Source organism: Streptomyces endophytica, assembly GCF_026153355.1.
GTDB lineage: Bacteria > Actinomycetota > Actinomycetes > Streptomycetales > Streptomycetaceae > Streptomyces > Streptomyces endophytica.
In genome coordinates this window covers 1,321,548-1,338,155 of record NZ_CP110636.1, presented here as the reverse complement: position 1 = coordinate 1,338,155, position 16,608 = coordinate 1,321,548, and the positions used below count along the sequence as shown (strand labels likewise).

The following is a 16,608-nucleotide window of genomic DNA, read 5'->3' as shown; positions in this document are numbered from 1 at the left end:
CCGCGACGGCCGGCCGAAACCGCGCACGCCCGCGACGGCCGGCCGAACCGCGTACACCCGCGACGGCCGGCCGAAACCGCGCACACCCTCGACGGCCGGCCCGCCGAACCGGTCGGGTGCCGCGTCGGCTACGGCAGCGTCAGCACCCGGGGCCCGTCCTCCGTCACCGCGACGGTGTGCTCGAAGTGGGCGGCCCGGCTGCCGTCCGCGGTGCGCAGGGTCCAGCCGTCGTCGTCCGTGAGGTAGGCGTCCGTGCCGCCGGCGAGGAACATCGGCTCGATGGCGATCACCAGGCCGGGGCGCAGCACGAAGCCGCGGCCCGGCCGGCCTTCGTTCGGGACCGGCGGGTCCTCGTGCATCTGCCGGCCGATGCCGTGGCCGCCGAAGTCGCGGGGGATGCCGTGGCCGGCGGCGCGTCCGATGCTGCCGATCGCATGGGAGACGTCGCCGATCCGGGCGCCCGGTACGGCGGCCGCGATACCGGCCTCCAGCGCCCGCCGGGTGGTCTCCATGAGCCGCTCGTCCTCGGGCGCGGGGTGCCGACCGTGAAGCTGGTGGCGGCGTCGCCGGCCCAGCCGTCCACCACCGCGCCGCAGTCGAGGCTCACCAGGTCGCCGTCGCGCAGCCGGTAGCCGTCCGGGATGCCGTGCACGATCGCGTCGTTGACGGACGCGCAGAGGACGGCGGGGAACGGGGTGGGCGCGAACGACGGGCGGTAGCCGAGGAACGGCGAGGTGGCGCCGGCCTCGCGCAGCACCGCGCGGGCGACCTCGTCGAGGTCCAGCAGCCGCACGCCCGGTGCGGCGGCCGCGCGGGCCGCGGCCAGCGCGTCGGCGACGACCCGGCCGCTCACCCGCATCGCGTCCACCGCGGTGTCCGTCTTGATTTTCACCATGGATGACCTCCGCAGGGCAGGGAACGTGGCACCGGTATTTCTTTACCGGTAATTGTTTACCGGTATTAGTATCACGAGCATGGTGCGGACTCCACTGACTCCTTGGGAGCGGGAACGCGGTGAACGGCTCGGCGCGCTGCTGCGGACGGCGCGCGGCGGGCGGAGCATGGTCGAGGTCGCGGCGGCGGCGGGGTTGTCCGCCGAGACGCTGCGGAAGATCGAGACCGGCCGGGCGCCCACCCCGGCGTTCTTCACGGTCGCGGCGCTGGCCGGCACGCTCGGACTGTCGCTGGACGAGGTGGCGGTGCTGGCCGTGCCGCCCGAACCGGCGGACGGGGCGGGGAGCGGAAGCGACGCGGCCGCCTGAAACGCGCGCAGGGCCGGCCCCCCGAAGGGGACCGGCCCTGAAGCGAGCCCGCGGCCTACCGGTCGCGGACGGCTCTGCGCACTGGCGCGCCGACGACTCAGACGTTGACGCCGAAGTCCTTCGCGATGCCGACCAGGCCCGACGCGTAACCCTGGCCCACGGCGCGGAACTTCCACTCCGCGCCGTTGCGGTACAGCTCGCCGAAGACCATGGCGGTCTCGGTGGCCGCGTCCTCGCTCAGGTCGTAGCGCGCGATCTCCGCGCCACCGGCCTGGTTGACGATGCGGATGAAGGCGTTCCGCACCTGGCCGAAGTTCTGGCTGCGGTTCTCGGCGTCGTAGATGGACACCGGGAAGACGATCTTGTCGATGTCGGCCGGCAGCGCCGCCAGGTTGACGTTGATCTGCTCGTCGTCGCCCTCGCCCTGGCCGGTGACGTTGTCACCGGTGTGGACGATCGACTGGTCCGGCGTGCTCTTGTTGTTGAAGAAGACGAAGTGCTGGTCGGAGTAGACCTTGCCGGTCGTGTTCACCGCGATCGCGCTGGCGTCGAGGTCGAAGTCCGTGCCGGTGGTGGTGCGGACGTCCCAGCCGAGGCCCACCGTGACGGCGGTCAGGCCCGGTGCCTCCTTGGTGAGGGAGACGTTGCCGCCCTTGGACAGGCTTACAGCCATGGGGATGTCCCTTTCCTAGTCAACGCGTCGAGTCGTCGGGCTCCGTGCTGCCACGAAGCTACCGTCACCCACCAGAACGCCTTCGGGGGACCGTGAGGTTCCAGCTCCCTTTACTTTCTTTGCCCAATCCTGATGCCGGTCTCCACGGGGCCTGCCGGTGTCCGCGTGCCGTGCCGGCGCCCCGCGTGCCGTGCCGGTGTCCGCACCGCGCACCGCGCCGCTCGGCCGCTCAGCGGCGGAATCTGATGTGCGGCCAGGTCGAGGGGGGCGAAAAGCGGGTGACGGTACGGCCGGATTCGCGGGATCATAGGGCCATGTCCGGGCCCCATGTCATCCGCGGTTCGGTCGTCCTTCCCGAGGCCGAGCTCGTCTGGCGCTTCTCGCGGTCCTCGGGTCCGGGCGGCCAGCACGTCAACACCAGCGACAGCCAGGTCGAGCTGCGCTTCGACCTCGGCGGCACGCAGGCGCTGCCGCCGGTGTGGAAGGAGCGTGCGCTGGAGCGGCTGGCCGGCCGGCTGGTCGACGGCGTGCTGTCCGTACGCGCCTCCGACCACCGCTCCCAGTGGCGCAACCGCGAGACCGCGGCCGTCCGGATGGCCGCGCTGCTCGCCGAGGCCAGCGCGCCGCCGCCCAAGCCGCGCCGGAAGTCGCGGATCCCACGGGGCATCAACGAGCGCCGGCTGCGCGAGAAGAAGCAGCGCGGTGACACCAAGCGCGGCCGCTCGGGCCGCGACTGGACCTGACCCGCGGCCCGGCTGCCGGCCCCCGGCCGCTCACCCCAACTGCCGGTAGCGCCCCCGGAAGTACGTCAGCGGCCCGTCCTCCTCGTTCGGGACCCCGGTGGCCAGCACCCGCCCGATGACGAGGGTGTGGTCGCCGGCCGTGACGCGCTGTTCGGTGCGGCACTCCAGGGTCGCCAGCGCGCCGCCGATGAGCGGGGCGCCGGAGGCTTCGCCCCGTACGTGCGCGATGTCCTCGAAGAGAAGCCGGTCGCTGATACGGCCCTTCATGGCGAATCGTCCGGCAATCTGCCGTTGATGCCCCGAGAGCACGGAGACGGCCCACAGCGGCTGCTCCGCCAGCAGGTCGTCCATCCGGGAGCCGTTGCGAACGCTCACCATCACGAGCGGCGGGTCGAGTGACACGGAAAGGAAGGCCGTGGCGGTCATGCCGGCGTCCTCGCCGCGCGGCCCGGCGTCCGGGTCGTGGGCGGTGATCAGTACGACGCCGGCGGCGAGCCGGGACAGGGCGGCGCGGAACTCGTCGTCACTCACCCCCACAGCATGCGGGATCGGCGCGCCACCCGGCACGGAGGCCGGCGCGACGGTGGGGGCGGCGGTGGCGGCGGGCCCGGGGGCCGCCGCATCGACAGGGGTTTCCGTGAACACGCCATGAACGCTAACTTCCCGCCGTCCGGACGCGCATCGGGCCCCGGGACCACCCGCGTCCTAGGTCCAGCGACGGAGGTCGTATACAGCGGGCCGACCCCTCGGAATTTGCGTTCAGAAAGTGTAGAAAGAGTGAAGGCGGGTCTGCTGCGACGGGGTGGTACGGCACGGTCAACGCTCGCTCACCGTCTGTGACTTGAGTCACAGCGGCCTCTAATTGTTGACCCTGTGTACCGAGTGAAGAGCTCACTGTGATTCAGTGAGCGTGGAATCGGACGACAAGAATCGTGGAGTCTGCTGTCGAGGTCTCAGGGGAGCGAGCGATGGAGACCGAGTCGGAGCCATACGTCCGTCTTGCGACCCTGCGGCAGCTGCACCAAGTGGTCGCCGAACTGAACACCGCACGCAGCCTTGCGGACACCTTGCAGACCGTCGCCGACGGCGCCGTGAACGGCCTCGGCTACGAGCTGTCCGCGGTCAACCTCGTGCGGCCCGACGGCGATCTCGTGGTGGCCGCGGTCGCCGGCAGCGCGGGCGCCGAGGCCCTGATGGCCGGCCGGGTCGGCTCGCGCTCCTCCTGGGACCGCCGGCTGTCCATGGGCGAACGGTGGGGCGACCTCTGCTTCATCCCGTACACCGAGGGCTGGGTGCTGGATGACGACGACGTACCGCAGTGGCACACGGCCGGGCCGGCGCCGCGCTTTCCCGACGAGTGGCACCCGATGGACCGCCTCTTCGCGCCCATGTACACCGCGGGCAACGGCGGCGGCGAGCTGCTCGGCGTGATCTCCGTCGACCGGCCGCGCAACGGCCGGCGCCCCGGCCCCTGGGGCCAGGAAGCGCTGCAGATGTACGCCTTCCAGTCCGCGATCGCGATCAGCAACGCCCGGCTGCGGGCCAACATGCAGCGCGCCCTGGTCCGGCTGGAGCGCGAGCAGCAGGCCCTGCGCGCCAGCGAGGAAAGCTTCCGGCAGGCCTTCGAGTACGCGCCGAGCGGGATGGCCGTGGCCGAAATGGGCGGGGACCAGCACGGGCGGCTGCTACGGACCAACGACGCGCTGTGCCGGCTGCTCGGCCGCACGGCCTCCGGGCTGCGCCGCTACTCCTTCTCCGACCTGGTCCACCCCGAGGACATCGGCACCCTGCTGCGCACCTCCGCCGAGGGCGGCCGGGCCGAGCTGCGGCTGGCCCGCCGCGACGGCACGTACGTGTGGGTCTCGCTGCGCAACTCCGTCGTCGCCGACACCGCCGACGGCCCCGCTACCTGCTCACCCACGTCGAGGACATCGAGGAGCGCAAGCGGCACGAGCTCCAGCTCGCGCACCGGGCCAGCCACGACTCGCTGACCGGCCTGCCCAACAGCGCCGAACTGCGGGCCCGGCTCGGCGCCCGGCTGTGCTCCCGGCCGGCCGGCTCACTGGCGGACGCCTACGCCTCCTCGGGCGGCGCGGACCCGCGGGACCCGCACGGCTTCCGGCCGGACGGCAACGAGCCCTTCGACGGCGTCGACGGCTTCGAGGGCAAGGCCCCGGTCCCGTTCGACCACCACGTCCACCTCGTCGCCCCCGCGGACGGGCCGGCCGACGACGGCTCCAAGGGGCTCGCGGTCCTCTTCTGCGACCTCGACGGCTTCAAGTCGATCAACGACCGCTTCGGGCACAACACCGGCGACGCGGTGCTGATCGAGGTCGCCCGCCGGCTGACCAGCGGCGTACGGGACGGCGACACCGTCGCCCGGCTCGGCGGCGACGAGTTCGTGGTGCTCGCCGACGGTCTCGGCACGGCCGACGCCCAGGACCTCGCGGTGCGCCTGCGGAACGCGATCATCCCGCCGATCCGGGTGGAGGGCCGGGCGGTCCGGGTGGGCGCCAGCTTCGGCATCGGCTGGGCGAGCTGCGGGATGACCGCCGAGGAGGTCCTGGAGTCGGCGGACCAGCGGATGTACGTCGAGAAGCGCTCCCGGTCGAAGGCGAACCGGCGGGCGGCGGGCTGACACCGGGCGCCGGGCTGCCGCCGGGCGACGGCTCGGGCGGGCGCCGCGCCAAGGACCGGGCGCGAGCCGTGCGGTGGGGCGTTGCGCACCACGCGGCGCATCTCACATCCGCGGCCCGCCGGCCCCCGCACCAGCAGTTCACCGATCCGTAGCGATCTTGTGGCCCGCCGGGCTCGGTGTGGCCCGGACGCGAGGGGGTAGGCTGCGCCGATGCGGCGCGGCGCCGCCGGGGGCCCGGACCAGAGATTCGCGCAGAAGACGTCTGCGCACGCGTACCGACCGACGCGTTCATGACGCGCACACATCGCTTGGGAGTGACACGGAATGACGGCCGGCAACAACGGCGCGGACACGCCGGAGAACGACGACCCCTTCGCCTACCTCTACCGCGCGGAAGGCGGCGAGGGCGGGGCACCGGGCTCGCCGGGCGCCGGCGGGGCGGCCCGCCAGCCGGGGGTGCCGCGCACGTCGTACAACCAGGTGCGGGCGGTCGGCCAGCGCCAGTACGGCCAGCAGGCCCAGCAGCCGGTCACCTACGGGCAGCCGAACGCCAGCTACGCCGCGCCGGAGACCCTGCCCGGCGGCGACCGCACCCGGGCCGTCCCGGCGCCCGGCCACGGCGCCGAGCCGGAGCCGCGCCGCCGCAACGGGCTGCTGATCGGCGCGGTCGCGGTGGTCGCGGTGGTCTGCATAGGCATCGGCGTCGCGATGCTCACCAACAACGGCGACGACAGCAAGAACGCCAACGCCGGCAAGTCCGGCCCGACGGCCGGTGACACCGTCAAGCCGAGCGATCAGCCCCACAGCAAGCCCAAGCCCGGCGAACTCCCCAAGGAGGACGCCGGCAGCCTGCGACTGGACGGCGGGGCGACCACCGCGAAGGACGTCCAGGGCGCCCACTCGGCAAGTGGTTCCTACGTCACCGGCCTCAACCAGGTCGGGGCGAAGGTGCAGTGGACCGTGGATCTGCCGGACGCCGGTGATTACCGGCTGTACGTGCGCTACAGCATCCCGGGACAGGACGCCAACGCCACGCTTACGGTCAACGGCAAGCCCAACAACCAGCCGCTGGGCCTGAAGAACTTCATCCACTCGCCGGAGGGCGACTGGAAGAAGGGCTGGCAGTCGACCTGGGCCCCGGTCACCCTGAACAAGGGCACCAACACCGTTGAGATCGCCTGTGCGCAGGGCAACCAGTGCAACGCCATCCTCGACCAGCTGTGGCTGAAGGGCGTCAAGTAGTGGCCGAGGCCGCCGTTTCCACAGCTCAGGCGCCACGACCGGTGGCCTGATACCTGGTTGTCAACGCCGTGGTGATCGAGTGGACTGGGCAGCGTCAGCCACTCGATCTGCGGAAGGTCCGACCACATGAAGATGCGTGCGCTAGCCCTGACCGGGGCCGCACTGTTAGCCACTCTGCCGCTCACCGTCGGAACAGCCGGCGCGGCTGCCAAATGCCCGAAGGGCAACGTTTGCGGCTGGTCACAGCCGAATTTCGGGGGACGCGCCTACAGCATCATCAGTCCCACGTCGGGGTGCAACGGGTTCGACGGCGATGCCCGCTCGGTGTCCAACCAGAACCGGCACCGGGTGACCCTCTACAGCGACAGCGGATGCTACGGAAAGCACTTCGACCTGACTTTCGGGCACTACTCGGCCAAGACTCCATGGCCGGTGAAGAGCATCGCCGTCTGGGGACCGTGACGCGGGGACAGTTGGCATTGCTCTGACAGAGGCCGAGGGCGCGACCGGGCGGGTCGTGTGCTCGGCCCGTTGTCTGCCGCGGTAGGCCCTCTCACTTGTCGATCCCCAGGTCGGTACGGGAAGCCGTCACCACCACGCCCCCCAGCAGCTCCTGATACGTCGCCCGGTCGAACTCGCCGGCCGCCGGGGCGCGGACCGTCGCGGCGGACAGGGCGACCGCGCGGGCGAGGCGGGCGGGCCACGGCAGGTCCTCCACCAGGCCGGAGAGGAGTCCGGCGACCGCGGAGTCGCCGGCGCCGGTCGGATTGCCGGCGAACCGCCGGGGCGGAGCGGCCTGCCAGGAGCCGTCCGCGGTGACCGCCAGCATCCCGTCCGGGCCCAGTGAGGCGGCCACCGCGTGCGCGCCGCGGCGGCGGGCGTCGCGGGCGGCGCGCAGCGGTTCGGTGCTGCCGGTCAGGGCGGCCAGCTCGTCGGCGTTGGGCTTGGCGAGGTCGGGGCGGGCGGCCAGGCCCCGGCGCAGCGGTTCGCCGCTGGTGTCGAGGAGGACGGGGACGCCGGCGGTGCGCGCGGCGCGGGTGAGGCGGGCGTAGACGTCGACCGGGACGCCCGGCGGCAGGCTGCCGCACAGTGCCACCGCGCGGGCCTCCCCCAGCAGTTCGCGGTAGGTGCCGAGGAAGGTGTCCCATTCGGCGGGGAGACGGTCGGGCCCGGCTCGTTGAGCTGGGTGGTGTCCCCGGTGGTCTCGTCGACGACGGCGACCGTGCGGCGGGTGGCGCCGCCGACCGGGACCAGGGCGTCGGTGACCGCCGTCTCGGCGAGCAGGGCGCGCAGCGCGTCGCCGGTGCCGCCGCCCGCGAAGCCGGTGGCGACCGTGCGGTGGCCGAGCGCGGCCAGCACCCGGGCGACGTTCACGCCCTTGCCGCCGGGCCGTTCGGACACCTCGGTGATCCGGTGCGTGCGGTGCGGGCGGAGCCGGGGCACGCGGTAGGTGATGTCCAGGGCGGCGTTCAGCGTGACCGTGAGGATCATGGTCGCCCCTCCGGGCAGTCATGGCCGGGCGGCCGGGGTCGGGCAACCGCGCACGGCGGTGGCATGCGGACAAGTGCGCGAGCGATCATGCCATCGTCGGTGGCGGTTGGCCCAGACCCTCAGCTCACCTCACGCGCTGTGCGGGCGCACCACCCACTCGCCCCGGCGCATGACCCCGACCAGGGTGAACGCCGCGTCCAGCACCACCAGGTCGGCGTCCTTGCCGGCCGCCAGGGACCCGGTCCGGTCGTCGATGCCCAGCAGGCGGGCCGGGGTGGCCGACAGTGCCTGGACCGCCTGATCCACCGTCAGGCCGTCGACGAGGACGGCCCGTTGGAAAGCCCGGTCCAGGGTGAGGGTGGAGCCCGCGATGGAGCCGGCCGTGGGGCCGTCGCTGATCCGGGCCACCCCGTCCCTGACCTCGACCTGCATGGGCCCGAGCGGATACATCCCGTCGTCCATGCCGGCCGCTCCCATCGCGTCCGTGATGAACGCGACCCGGCCGTTGCCCGCCTCGCGGACGGCCAACTGGAGCATCGCGGGGTGCAGATGGGTGCCGTCGTTGATCAGCTCGACGGCGATCCGCTCGTCCTCCAGGAGCGCGGCGACCGGACCCGGCGCCCGGTGGCCGAGCGGGGGCATCGCGTTGAAGAGGTGGGTGGCGACGGTGGCGCCCGCGTCGATGGCCTGCCGGGCCGCGTCGTAGGACGAGTCGGTGTGGCCGACGGCGGCGATCACCCCGGCGTCGGAGAGCAGCCGTACGGACGCCAGACCGCCGGGCAGTTCGGGGGCGAGGGTCATCATCGCGGCGGTGCCGTGGGCCGCGTCGAGGAGCTTGCGGACGTCGGACGGGTCCGGGTCGCGCAGCAGCCCCGGCTGGTGGGCGCCGCAGCGGTGCGGGGAGATGAACGGGCCCTCGAAGTGGATGCCGGTCAGCTCGCCCTGCTGGACCAGTTCGGCCAGCACCCCGGCCTGCCGGGCGAGTTCGGGCAGCCCGCCGGTGACGGTGGAGGCGACCATCGAGGTGGTGCCGTGCCGGCGGTGGGTCTCCACGACCGTCATGCACTCGCCGGGGTCGGCGGACGAGAACGAGCCGCCGCCCCCGCCGTGCACATGCATGTCGACGAAGCCGGGCACGACGAGGTGGCCGGTCAGGTCCACGGCGTCGGCGCCGCGGTCCTCGGTCAGGTCGGCGTCGCGGCTGTGGACCGCGGCGATCCGGCCGCCCTCGACGATGATCCGGCCGCGCTCGACGACGCCGGACGGGCGGGCGATCCGGGCGCCGGCCAGGACGGTGCGCCGGGGACCCGCGGCCGGCTGCACGGACAGTTGCTGTGCCATCAGGCGGTTACCTCCGTGGAGAGAAGATCCCAGGCGAGGAGTCCCGCGCCCAGGCACCCGGCGGCGTCCCCGAGGGCCGCCGGAACGATCGAGGGGAGCCGCTGGAACGTAACGCGCCGCCGGACCGCTTCCCGCAGAGGCGTGAACAGCGTGTCGCCCGCCTCGGCCAGTCCGCCGCCGATGATCAGCAGCTCCGGGTCGAGCAGGGTCAGCCCGGTGACCAGGCCGTCGGCCAGCGCGTCCACCGCGTCCCGCCACACCGCGCGGGCCCGCGCGTCGCCGGACGCCACGGCCTTGGCCGCGTCCGCCGCGCTGGCCTCCGGGTCGCCGCAGGCCGCCGCCCAGTCCCGGCCCACCGCGGCGGCCGACGCCAGCGTCTCCAGGCAGCCCCGCTGCCCGCAGCCGCAGGCCCGCCCCCCGGGCCGGACGACGATGTGGCCGATCTCGCCGGCGCTGCCGTGCGCCCCGGCCTCGATGCGGCCCCCGATGCCGATGGCGCCGGCGATGCCGGTGCCCAGCGGTACGAACAGGAAGCGGCCGGCGTCCCGGCCGGCGCCGATCCGGCCCTCGGCCAGGCCGCCGGTGCGCACGTCGTGGCCGAGCGAGACCGGCACCCCGCCGAGCCGCTCGGAGAGCAGCGCCCGCAGCGGGACGTCCCGCCAGCCGAGGTTCGCGGCGTAGACGGCGGTGCCGGTGGTCTCGTCGACGATGCCGGGGACCGCGACGCCGGCGGCCTCGGCGGCGGTGCCGAAGCGGGCGGTGCCGATCTCGCGGAGCTCGGCGGCGAAGCCGAGGATCGTCTCGACCACCGCGTCGGGGCCGCGCTCGCGGCCGGTGGGCCGCCGTGCCTCGTAGAGCAGGGCGGGTGGTGTCTTCCCGGACGGTTCGGGATCCACCCCTACGAGGGCGGCCTTCATCCCGGTGCCGCCCACATCCAGGGCGATGACATGTCTCACGGGAACAGTTTCGCGCGCTGCGCCCCGAAAGGTCTAGTCCACTCACCGGTCCGGTCCGGGTGAAGGAAGTGTGGGAGCGAAGTGGGGAGCCCGCTAACGGAGCGCAACCACCGGTGGTGTAGACCTTGTAGCGGACGCGGGGGGAAACCCGCTGTTCACGCCGGGCGAGGGCGATCCCCGAGACGGTGTCGAGGAACCCGGCAGGCACAGAATTTCGGGACAGGAAAAGGGCGGTAACAGCGGGTGCAGCGGCGGTACTTGAGCCTGGCGGCGGCAGCGACGGCCACCACCATGACACTGACACTCACCGGCTGCGGCGGCGGATCGGGCGACGGCGACGTCACCCTCAAGCTGATCGCCGCGGACTACGGTGACGGCGAGGCCAACAGCTCCCAGCACTACTGGGACCAGCTCGCCCGCGCCTTCGAGAAGAAGAACCCCGGCATCAAGGTCGACGTCGAGGTCGACAGCTGGACCAAGGTCGACAAGCACGTCGAGGACCTGGTCAAGGAGGGCAAGGCCCCCGACCTCGCCCAGATAGGCGCCTACGCCGACTACGCGGCCAAGGGCAAGCTCTACAGCGCCGACCAGCTGCTCTCCATACCGGTCCAGGCCGACTTCACCCCCTCCCTCGCGGAGGCCGGCGAATACCACCGCGTCCAGTACGGCATGCCCTTCGGCGCCAGCACCCGGCGGCTCTTCTACAACAAGAAGCTGTTCGCCCAGGCCGGCATCACCAGCCCGCCGAAGACCTGGGACGACATCGCCCACGACGCCGCCCTGCTGAAGGCGCACGGCGTCAAGATGCCCTACGCACTGCCGCTCGGCCCCGAGGAGACCCAGGCCGAGACGCTGATGTGGATGCTCAGCGGCGGCGGCAGCTACACCGACACCATCGGCAAGTACCAGATCAACTCGCCGGAGAACATCAAGACCTTCAACTGGCTGAAGGACGACCTCGTCGGCAAGGGCCTGACCGGCAGCGACCCGGCCAAGCTCAACCGCGAGGACGCCTTCGCCGGCTTCGCCGACGGCGACGTCGGCATGCTCAACGGCCACCCCACCCTCATGAAGCAGGCCGAGGCCAAGGGCATCGACTACGGCACCGTCGACCTGCCCGGCGTCAAGGGCCCGGCCAAGGCCACCATGGGCGTCGCCGACTGGATGATGGCGTTCAAGCAGAACGGCCACCGCGCCGAGGCCGGCAAGTTCCTCGACTTCGTCTACAGCGACAAGAACGTCGAGAAGTTCTCCGGCGACTACGGTCTGCTGCCCGTCACCACCTCCGCCTCCCAGGCGATGATGGCCGACGACCACTACGCCAAGCTGCACAGCTTCCTCAAGCAGCTGGCCGGCGCCGAGTTCTACCCGGCGGACAAGACCTCCTGGCCGCTGGTCTCCAAGACCGTCAAGGCCAGGATGGGCGCCGCGGTCGGCCCCAACGGCAACCCGGCCGGCGTGCTCACCGACATCCAGAACACCGCGGACACCGAGGACAACAGCGGCGAGTGACGCCGCGCGGGGGACCGGGCCACCCGCCCGGCCCCCACCCGTCCGACCGTGCGCTTATCGTGGGAACGTGATGACGAGCGGCCCCGGCAGTACGGACGACCCGCAGGCCACCGGCGGCGCGGGCGGCTCCGGGCTGTCCGCCCGGGACGAGGCGGTGCTCGCCGTCGAGCGCCGCTCCTGGCCCGGCCCCGGCCCCAAGGAACGGGCCATCCGCGAACGGCTCGGCCTCTCCCCGACCCGCTACTACCAGCTCCTCAACGCCCTGCTGGACGACCCCCGCGCGCTCGCCCACGACCCCGTCACCGTCAACCGCCTGCGCCGGATCCGCGAAGCGCGCCGCGCCCGCCGCTGACCGGGCGCGCCGCTCGCGGCGGGGACGGCGCCGCGACCCGTCGGCCGGATGCGCCCGTGCACCGGCCGTGCGCCCGCCCACCGCCGGTAGGGTCGGCGCCATGGGCAGCCCCCCGAACGTGCCGACTCCCGTCACCCCCGCCGGCCGCGACGGCCTCGCCGCGCTGCTGGCCCACCCGGAACGCGCCGTCGTCGCCCTCGACTTCGACGGCACCCTCGCCGACATCGTCCCCGACCCGGAAAAGGCCCGCGCCCACGACGGCGCGGTCGCCGCCCTCGGCCGCCTCGTACCGCACCTGCGCGCCGCCGCGGTGATCACCGGCCGGCCGGCCACCGTCGCGGTCCGCCTCGGCGGCTTCGCCGCCGTCCCCGGACTGGACCACCTCACCGTCCTCGGCCACTACGGCGCCGAACGCTGGGAGGCGGCCACCGGCACCGTGCACGCCCCGCCGCCGCACCCCGGTGTCGCCGCCATACAGGCCGAACTCCCCGGCGTCCTGGACGCCTCCGGCGTCTGGCACGGCACCTGGGTCGAGACCGCCATCGAACGCAAGGGCGGCCGGGCCATCGCCATCCACACCCGCCGCGCCGACGACCCGCAGGGCGCCTTCGAGCGGCTGCGCGCACCGCTCACCGCGCTGGCCGAACGCCACGGCCTGATCGTCGAACCGGGCCGCCTGGTCCTCGAACTCCGGCCGCCCGGGATGGACAAGGGCGTCGCGCTCGCCGACTGGATCCGCGAAACCGGCGCCTCGACGGTCCTCTACGCCGGCGACGACCTCGGCGACCTGGCCGCCTTCGCCGCCGTCGAGAAACTCCGCTCCGAGGGCCTGACCGGCCTCCTGGTCTGCAGCGGCAGCAACGAGGTCACCGAACTCGCCGACCGCGCCGACCTGGTCGTCAACGGCCCGGCCGGCGTCGTGGACCTGCTCGGCGCACTGGCGACCCGCCTCACTGAGCAGTGACCTCGCCCGCGGGCCGGTGGTGCTACCTCTTCAGGCCCAGTACGGCCTCCGCCGTCGTCCAGTCCGTCGCGATGGCCCGCTGAGCCTTCGTCAGGTCGGCCTTGCCCGAGCAGATCGCGGCCTTGAGGCGGTTCTCCACCACGTCCTTGGGTTGTTGGGACCGGCGCCCGGCCGGTGTCCCGGTGACGGCGGCTCGACCCAGAGGTTGCGCGGATCGTTGGGGTCGCCGCCCAGCTGGAGGCTGATGAGGTGGTCGTACTCGGCGTCGTGCAGCGGGCCCGTGTAGCCGTACGACGCGGCGTTGGCCGTCTTCTCGCGGCCGGTGATGTTCACCGGGGGCCGGATGTCCTTGGTGTAGCCGCTCCGGCAGATCGTCGACTTCAGGGTCGCCGGGGTCACCTTGGGGTTCGTCGCGCCCGGCGTGCACGTCGGGTCCGGCAGCGGCTGCTTGCCGGCGGTGTGACGGACGTGGCAGCTACCGGCGGAGGGCTGCCGCTGCACGGTGTACGCACCCTGGGGGCCGGGCCCCATGGCTATCGCCCCCGAGGGCGACGGGGGACGGCGTCCCCGAAGGGCCCGAACCCTCCTTGGGGTCGAAGTGGGGCCGGGGGGACGAACACCCGCCGGCCGCGAGGGCCAGCACGGCGACGGCCGCCAGCGTGGACGTACGGACGGAAAGCGGCAGGGCACGCGCGGAGTTCGGCATGGAAAAGAACTACCCCACCGCGGCCCGGAACAGCCCGCGCCCCGGTGGCACGGACCCGCACGGCGCGTGGCGCGGGCCCGGACACCGCCGTCCGACCGCGCCCCGCGCCGCCCCCGCTCACTCCGCCTGCAACGCCCGCAACTGGTCCATGAACCAGCGGGCCGGTGGCAGCGCGGTCGCCGCCGCGGCCAGCCGCTCGGTGCGCTCCGCCCGCTCCCCGGCCGTCATCGACAGCGCCTCGTGCAGCGCCCGCGCCGTGCCGCTCACGTCGTACGGATTGACCGTCAGCGCCGCGGCCCCCAACTCCTCGTGGGCGCCGGCCTCCCGCGACAGCACCAGCGCGCAGCCCTCCTCGGACACCACCGGGATCTCCTTCGCGACGAGGTTCATCCCGTCCCGGATCGGATTGACCAGCGCCACGTCCGCCAGCCGGTACGCCGCCAGCGACCGCGCGAAGTCGTCCTTCACGTGCAGCACCACCGGCCGCCAGCTCTCCGTGCCGAACTCGGCGTTGATCTCCTCGGCCAGCCGCCCGACCTCCGCGGTGTACTCCCGGTACACCGCCAGGTCCTGCCGCGAGGGGTACGCGAAGGCCACGTGCACCACCCGCTCCCGCCACTCCGGCCGGTCCACCAGCAGCTCCCGGTACGCCAGCAGCCCGCGCACGATGTTCTTCGACAGCTCCGTGCGGTCCACCCGCACGATGCTCCGGCGCGCCGCCCCGTCCGGCCCGGTGCCGATCTGCTCGCGCAGCGCCGCCAGCCGCTCGTCCACGTCCGCCCGCCGCGACCGCTCCCGCAGGAACCCGGCGTCCGCCCCCAGGCCGTACACCCCGAGCCGGGTGCCGCCGGTGCCGCCCAGCACCTCGGCGCAGCACGCGCTGAACGCGTCCGCCCAGCGGTGCGTCAGGAACCCCAGCTGGTCGGCGCCCGTCATCCCGCGCAGCAGCTGCTCGGCGATGCCGTCCGGCAGCATCCGGAAGTACTCCGGCGGCGCCCAGGGGGTGTGCGAGAAGTGCGCGATCCGCAGGTCCGGCCGCAGTGCCCGCAGCATGCCGGGCACCAGCGCCAGGTGGTAGTCCTGCACCAGCACCGCCGCATGGGGCCCGCCTCGTCGGCGAGCGCCTGCGCGAAGGCGTGGTTGTACGCCTCGTACGCCCCCCACTGCCGCCGGAACTCCGCGTCGAAGGCCGGCTCCAGCGGCGTCTGGTAGAGCATGTGGTGGACGAACCACAGCACCGAATTGGCGATGCCGTTGTAGGCGTCGGCGTGTACATGAGACGGGATGTCCAGCATCCGGACGCGCTGCCCGCCGGTGTCGGCCGCGTCCAGCGCGCCCCCGGCCCGCCGCACCGCCTCCCGGTCGCCCTCACCGAGCGCGGCACACACCCACACCGCATCCGTCTCGGGCCCGATCGACGACAGCCCCGACACCAGCCCGCCCCCGCCCCGCTTCGCGGTCAGTGCCCCGTCCTCGCCCAGGGCGTACGAGACCGGTCCGCGGTTGGACGCGACGAGAACCTCGGCACCTGCGGGCACCACACTGCGCTCGGAGACCATGTCGCGAGATTAACCAGTGACAGATCCGTGCAAACGTGCGACGCGGGTCAGGCCGCCCGCCTGGCCGCGTATTCCGGGATGTCGGCCATGGGCGGCCGTTCCTCGGTGTCCACGTCCGTGGTGCGGGGCACGAACCCCGCCTCGCCGCGGTCGAACTGGGTGAGCCGGGGCCGTACCAAGTGGCCGCGGGCCAGGCGGAGTTGAGCGGTGCGGTAGATCGCGGCGGCCATCCGGCCGAGGGCCTGGCCATCCTGATGGCGGTGCTTGCGTACGCCGACGTCCACCTGGGCGAGGGCGTCCAGGCCGACCGTGTGCAGTGCGTCGACGAGCAGGCCCAGCTCGACGCCGTAGCCGACCGGGAACGGCAGCCGCTCCAGCAGTACGCGCCGCGCCGCGTACTCGCCGCCCAGCGGCTGGACGAAACCGGCCAGCTGCGGCCAGTGCAGGTTGAGCAGCGGACGGGCGACGAGTTCGGTGACCCGGCCGCCCTGGCCCGGCCCCGCGCCCTCGTCCCCGGTCTCCAGCGGGCGGTCGTACATCGCCTTGACGAACTGCAGGTCCGGATCGGTCAGCAACGGGCCGACGATCCCGGAGACGAAGGTCGCGGAGAACTCGCGCAGGTCGGCGTCGACGAAGCAGATGATGTCGCCGGTGGTCGCGAGCAGCGAGCGCCACAGCACCTCGCCCTTGCCGGGGACGGCGGGGATCCGCGGCAGGACCGCGTCACGGTGGACGACGTTGGCGCCGGCCGCCGCCGCGACCTCGGCCGTCCGGTCGGTGGACCCGGAATCCAGCACCACCAGCTCGTCGACCAGCGGGACGGCGTCGGTCATCAGCTCGGCACGGATCGTCGCCACGATCGTGCCGACCGTGGCCTCCTCGTCCAGCGCGGGCAGGACGACACTGACCGTACGGCCCGACTGGCGCTTGGCCGCCAGCAGCTGCTCCAATGGGCGATCGGCAGCCGACCAGGAGCGGCTGCGCAGCCAGCGCTCCACCTCTTCCAGCACGTCTACGACTCCTCGGTGGCCGCCGGTACAGCGGTCGCTATGTGATCCATTGTGTGATCCATCTCGCGGTTCGGACGACTATCTCAACTGTCAGTGCCGTCGGTTACAGTCTTGAACAACGCGGATGACCCTCGCATGTCGGGGTCACCACGCGACAAA

The 16,608-nt window shown here is 73.1% G+C and carries 13 protein-coding genes and 4 pseudogenes; 8 read left to right on the top strand and 9 right to left on the bottom strand.

Annotated elements, in window-relative coordinates; translation table 11 throughout:
* Positions 1-128: 128 nt before the first annotated feature.
* Positions 129-895, bottom strand: a pseudogene (map, locus tag OJ254_RS05995) (type I methionyl aminopeptidase).
* Between the two features lie 79 nt (positions 896-974).
* Between map and OJ254_RS05990 the strand changes: the two are divergent.
* Positions 975-1,262 carry a helix-turn-helix domain-containing protein gene (locus tag OJ254_RS05990; RefSeq protein WP_265361537.1) on the top strand — a complete coding sequence of 96 codons (288 nt, stop codon included), beginning with the start codon at positions 975-977 and terminating at the stop codon, positions 1,260-1,262.
* Positions 1,263-1,359: 97 nt separating this feature from the next.
* Here OJ254_RS05990 and OJ254_RS05985 read toward each other — a convergent pair whose 3' ends face one another.
* Positions 1,360-1,935, bottom strand: a complete 576-nt coding sequence (locus tag OJ254_RS05985; protein ID WP_265361536.1) for a TerD family protein — start codon at positions 1,933-1,935, stop codon at positions 1,360-1,362.
* Between the two features lie 314 nt (positions 1,936-2,249).
* Here OJ254_RS05985 and arfB point away from each other — a divergent pair, with 314 nt between their 5' ends.
* The gene (gene arfB, locus OJ254_RS05980) at positions 2,250-2,678 is read left to right on the top strand and encodes an alternative ribosome rescue aminoacyl-tRNA hydrolase ArfB (protein ID WP_030810561.1); all 429 of its coding nucleotides are present in this window, start codon (positions 2,250-2,252) and stop codon (positions 2,676-2,678) included.
* A 30-nt stretch (positions 2,679-2,708) separates the two neighbouring features.
* Here arfB and OJ254_RS05975 read toward each other — a convergent pair whose 3' ends face one another.
* Positions 2,709-3,209: a flavin reductase family protein gene (locus OJ254_RS05975; protein WP_265361535.1), complete on the bottom strand. Its 501-nt coding sequence runs from the start codon at positions 3,207-3,209 to the stop codon at positions 2,709-2,711.
* A 437-nt stretch (positions 3,210-3,646) separates the two neighbouring features.
* Here OJ254_RS05975 and cdgB point away from each other — a divergent pair.
* The 3 genes and pseudogenes from cdgB to OJ254_RS05960 all read left to right on the top strand — a co-directional run bounded on the left by cdgB (position 3,647) and on the right by OJ254_RS05960 (position 7,020).
* Positions 3,647-5,316, top strand: a pseudogene (gene cdgB / locus OJ254_RS05970) (diguanylate cyclase CdgB).
* Between the two features lie 324 nt (positions 5,317-5,640).
* A complete protein-coding gene (locus OJ254_RS05965) occupies positions 5,641-6,558 on the top strand; it encodes a CBM35 domain-containing protein (RefSeq protein WP_265361534.1) in 918 nt (305 codons plus the stop codon).
* 126 nt (positions 6,559-6,684) lie between these two features.
* Complete coding sequence (locus OJ254_RS05960; RefSeq protein ID WP_265361533.1) at positions 6,685-7,020, top strand: peptidase inhibitor family I36 protein; 336 nt, start codon at positions 6,685-6,687, stop codon at positions 7,018-7,020.
* A 91-nt stretch (positions 7,021-7,111) separates the two neighbouring features.
* On the opposite strand, the pseudogene OJ254_RS05955 reads toward OJ254_RS05960, so the two are convergent.
* The 3 genes and pseudogenes from OJ254_RS05955 to OJ254_RS05945 all read right to left on the bottom strand — a co-directional run bounded on the left by OJ254_RS05955 (position 7,112) and on the right by OJ254_RS05945 (position 10,307).
* Positions 7,112-8,049: pseudogene (locus tag OJ254_RS05955) on the bottom strand (1-phosphofructokinase family hexose kinase).
* A 129-nt stretch (positions 8,050-8,178) separates the two neighbouring features.
* Positions 8,179-9,390, bottom strand: a complete 1,212-nt coding sequence (gene nagA / locus OJ254_RS05950; RefSeq protein WP_265361532.1) for an N-acetylglucosamine-6-phosphate deacetylase — start codon at positions 9,388-9,390, stop codon at positions 8,179-8,181.
* Complete coding sequence (locus OJ254_RS05945) at positions 9,390-10,307, bottom strand: ROK family protein (RefSeq protein WP_423836001.1); 918 nt, start codon at positions 10,305-10,307, stop codon at positions 9,390-9,392. Before OJ254_RS05945 ends, nagA begins: the two co-directional genes overlap by 1 nt.
* Before the next feature lie 282 nt (positions 10,308-10,589).
* Here OJ254_RS05945 and OJ254_RS05940 point away from each other — a divergent pair, with 282 nt between their 5' ends.
* The 3 genes from OJ254_RS05940 to otsB all read left to right on the top strand — a co-directional run bounded on the left by OJ254_RS05940 (position 10,590) and on the right by otsB (position 13,174).
* Positions 10,590-11,858, top strand: a complete 1,269-nt coding sequence (locus tag OJ254_RS05940) for an extracellular solute-binding protein (RefSeq protein WP_481004192.1) — start codon at positions 10,590-10,592, stop codon at positions 11,856-11,858.
* A 70-nt stretch (positions 11,859-11,928) separates the two neighbouring features.
* Positions 11,929-12,210, top strand: coding sequence for a DUF3263 domain-containing protein (locus OJ254_RS05935; protein WP_265365067.1), 282 nt, complete (start codon positions 11,929-11,931; stop codon positions 12,208-12,210).
* 100 nt (positions 12,211-12,310) lie between these two features.
* Entirely contained in the window at positions 12,311-13,174 is an 864-nt protein-coding gene (otsB, locus tag OJ254_RS05930; protein ID WP_265361529.1) for a trehalose-phosphatase, read from the top strand.
* A gap of 90 nt (positions 13,175-13,264) precedes the next feature.
* Here the strand turns inward: otsB and OJ254_RS31425 are convergent, their stop codons facing one another.
* The 3 genes and pseudogenes from OJ254_RS31425 to OJ254_RS05915 form a co-directional block, all read right to left on the bottom strand.
* Complete coding sequence (locus OJ254_RS31425; RefSeq protein WP_423835841.1) at positions 13,265-13,675, bottom strand: hypothetical protein; 411 nt, start codon at positions 13,673-13,675, stop codon at positions 13,265-13,267.
* A gap of 322 nt (positions 13,676-13,997) precedes the next feature.
* Positions 13,998-15,439: pseudogene (locus tag OJ254_RS05920) on the bottom strand (alpha,alpha-trehalose-phosphate synthase (UDP-forming)).
* A gap of 47 nt (positions 15,440-15,486) precedes the next feature.
* Positions 15,487-16,449 (bottom strand): glucosyl-3-phosphoglycerate synthase, encoded by a 963-nt coding sequence (locus tag OJ254_RS05915; protein WP_265361528.1) that lies wholly within the window; start codon positions 16,447-16,449, stop codon positions 15,487-15,489.
* Between the last annotated feature and the right edge of the window lie 159 nt (positions 16,450-16,608).

Bases quoted from the DNA above. Each gene is read 5' to 3' on its own strand.
- otsB (WP_265361529.1), top strand. From the start codon at position 12,311: ATGGGCAGCCCCCCGAACGTGCCGACTCCCGTCACCCCCGCCGGCCGC.
- OJ254_RS05990 (WP_265361537.1), top strand. From the start codon at position 975: ATGGTGCGGACTCCACTGACTCCTTGGGAGCGGGAACGCGGTGAACGG.
- OJ254_RS05985 (WP_265361536.1), bottom strand. From the start codon at position 1,935: ATGGCTGTAAGCCTGTCCAAGGGCGGCAACGTCTCCCTCACCAAGGAG.
- OJ254_RS05960 (WP_265361533.1), top strand. From the start codon at position 6,685: ATGAAGATGCGTGCGCTAGCCCTGACCGGGGCCGCACTGTTAGCCACT.
- OJ254_RS05935 (WP_265365067.1), top strand. From the start codon at position 11,929: ATGACGAGCGGCCCCGGCAGTACGGACGACCCGCAGGCCACCGGCGGC.
- OJ254_RS05945 (WP_423836001.1), bottom strand. From the start codon at position 10,307: ATGAAGGCCGCCCTCGTAGGGGTGGATCCCGAACCGTCCGGGAAGACA.
- nagA (WP_265361532.1), bottom strand. From the start codon at position 9,390: ATGGCACAGCAACTGTCCGTGCAGCCGGCCGCGGGTCCCCGGCGCACC.
- OJ254_RS05965 (WP_265361534.1), top strand. From the start codon at position 5,641: ATGACGGCCGGCAACAACGGCGCGGACACGCCGGAGAACGACGACCCC.
- arfB (WP_030810561.1), top strand. From the start codon at position 2,250: ATGTCCGGGCCCCATGTCATCCGCGGTTCGGTCGTCCTTCCCGAGGCC.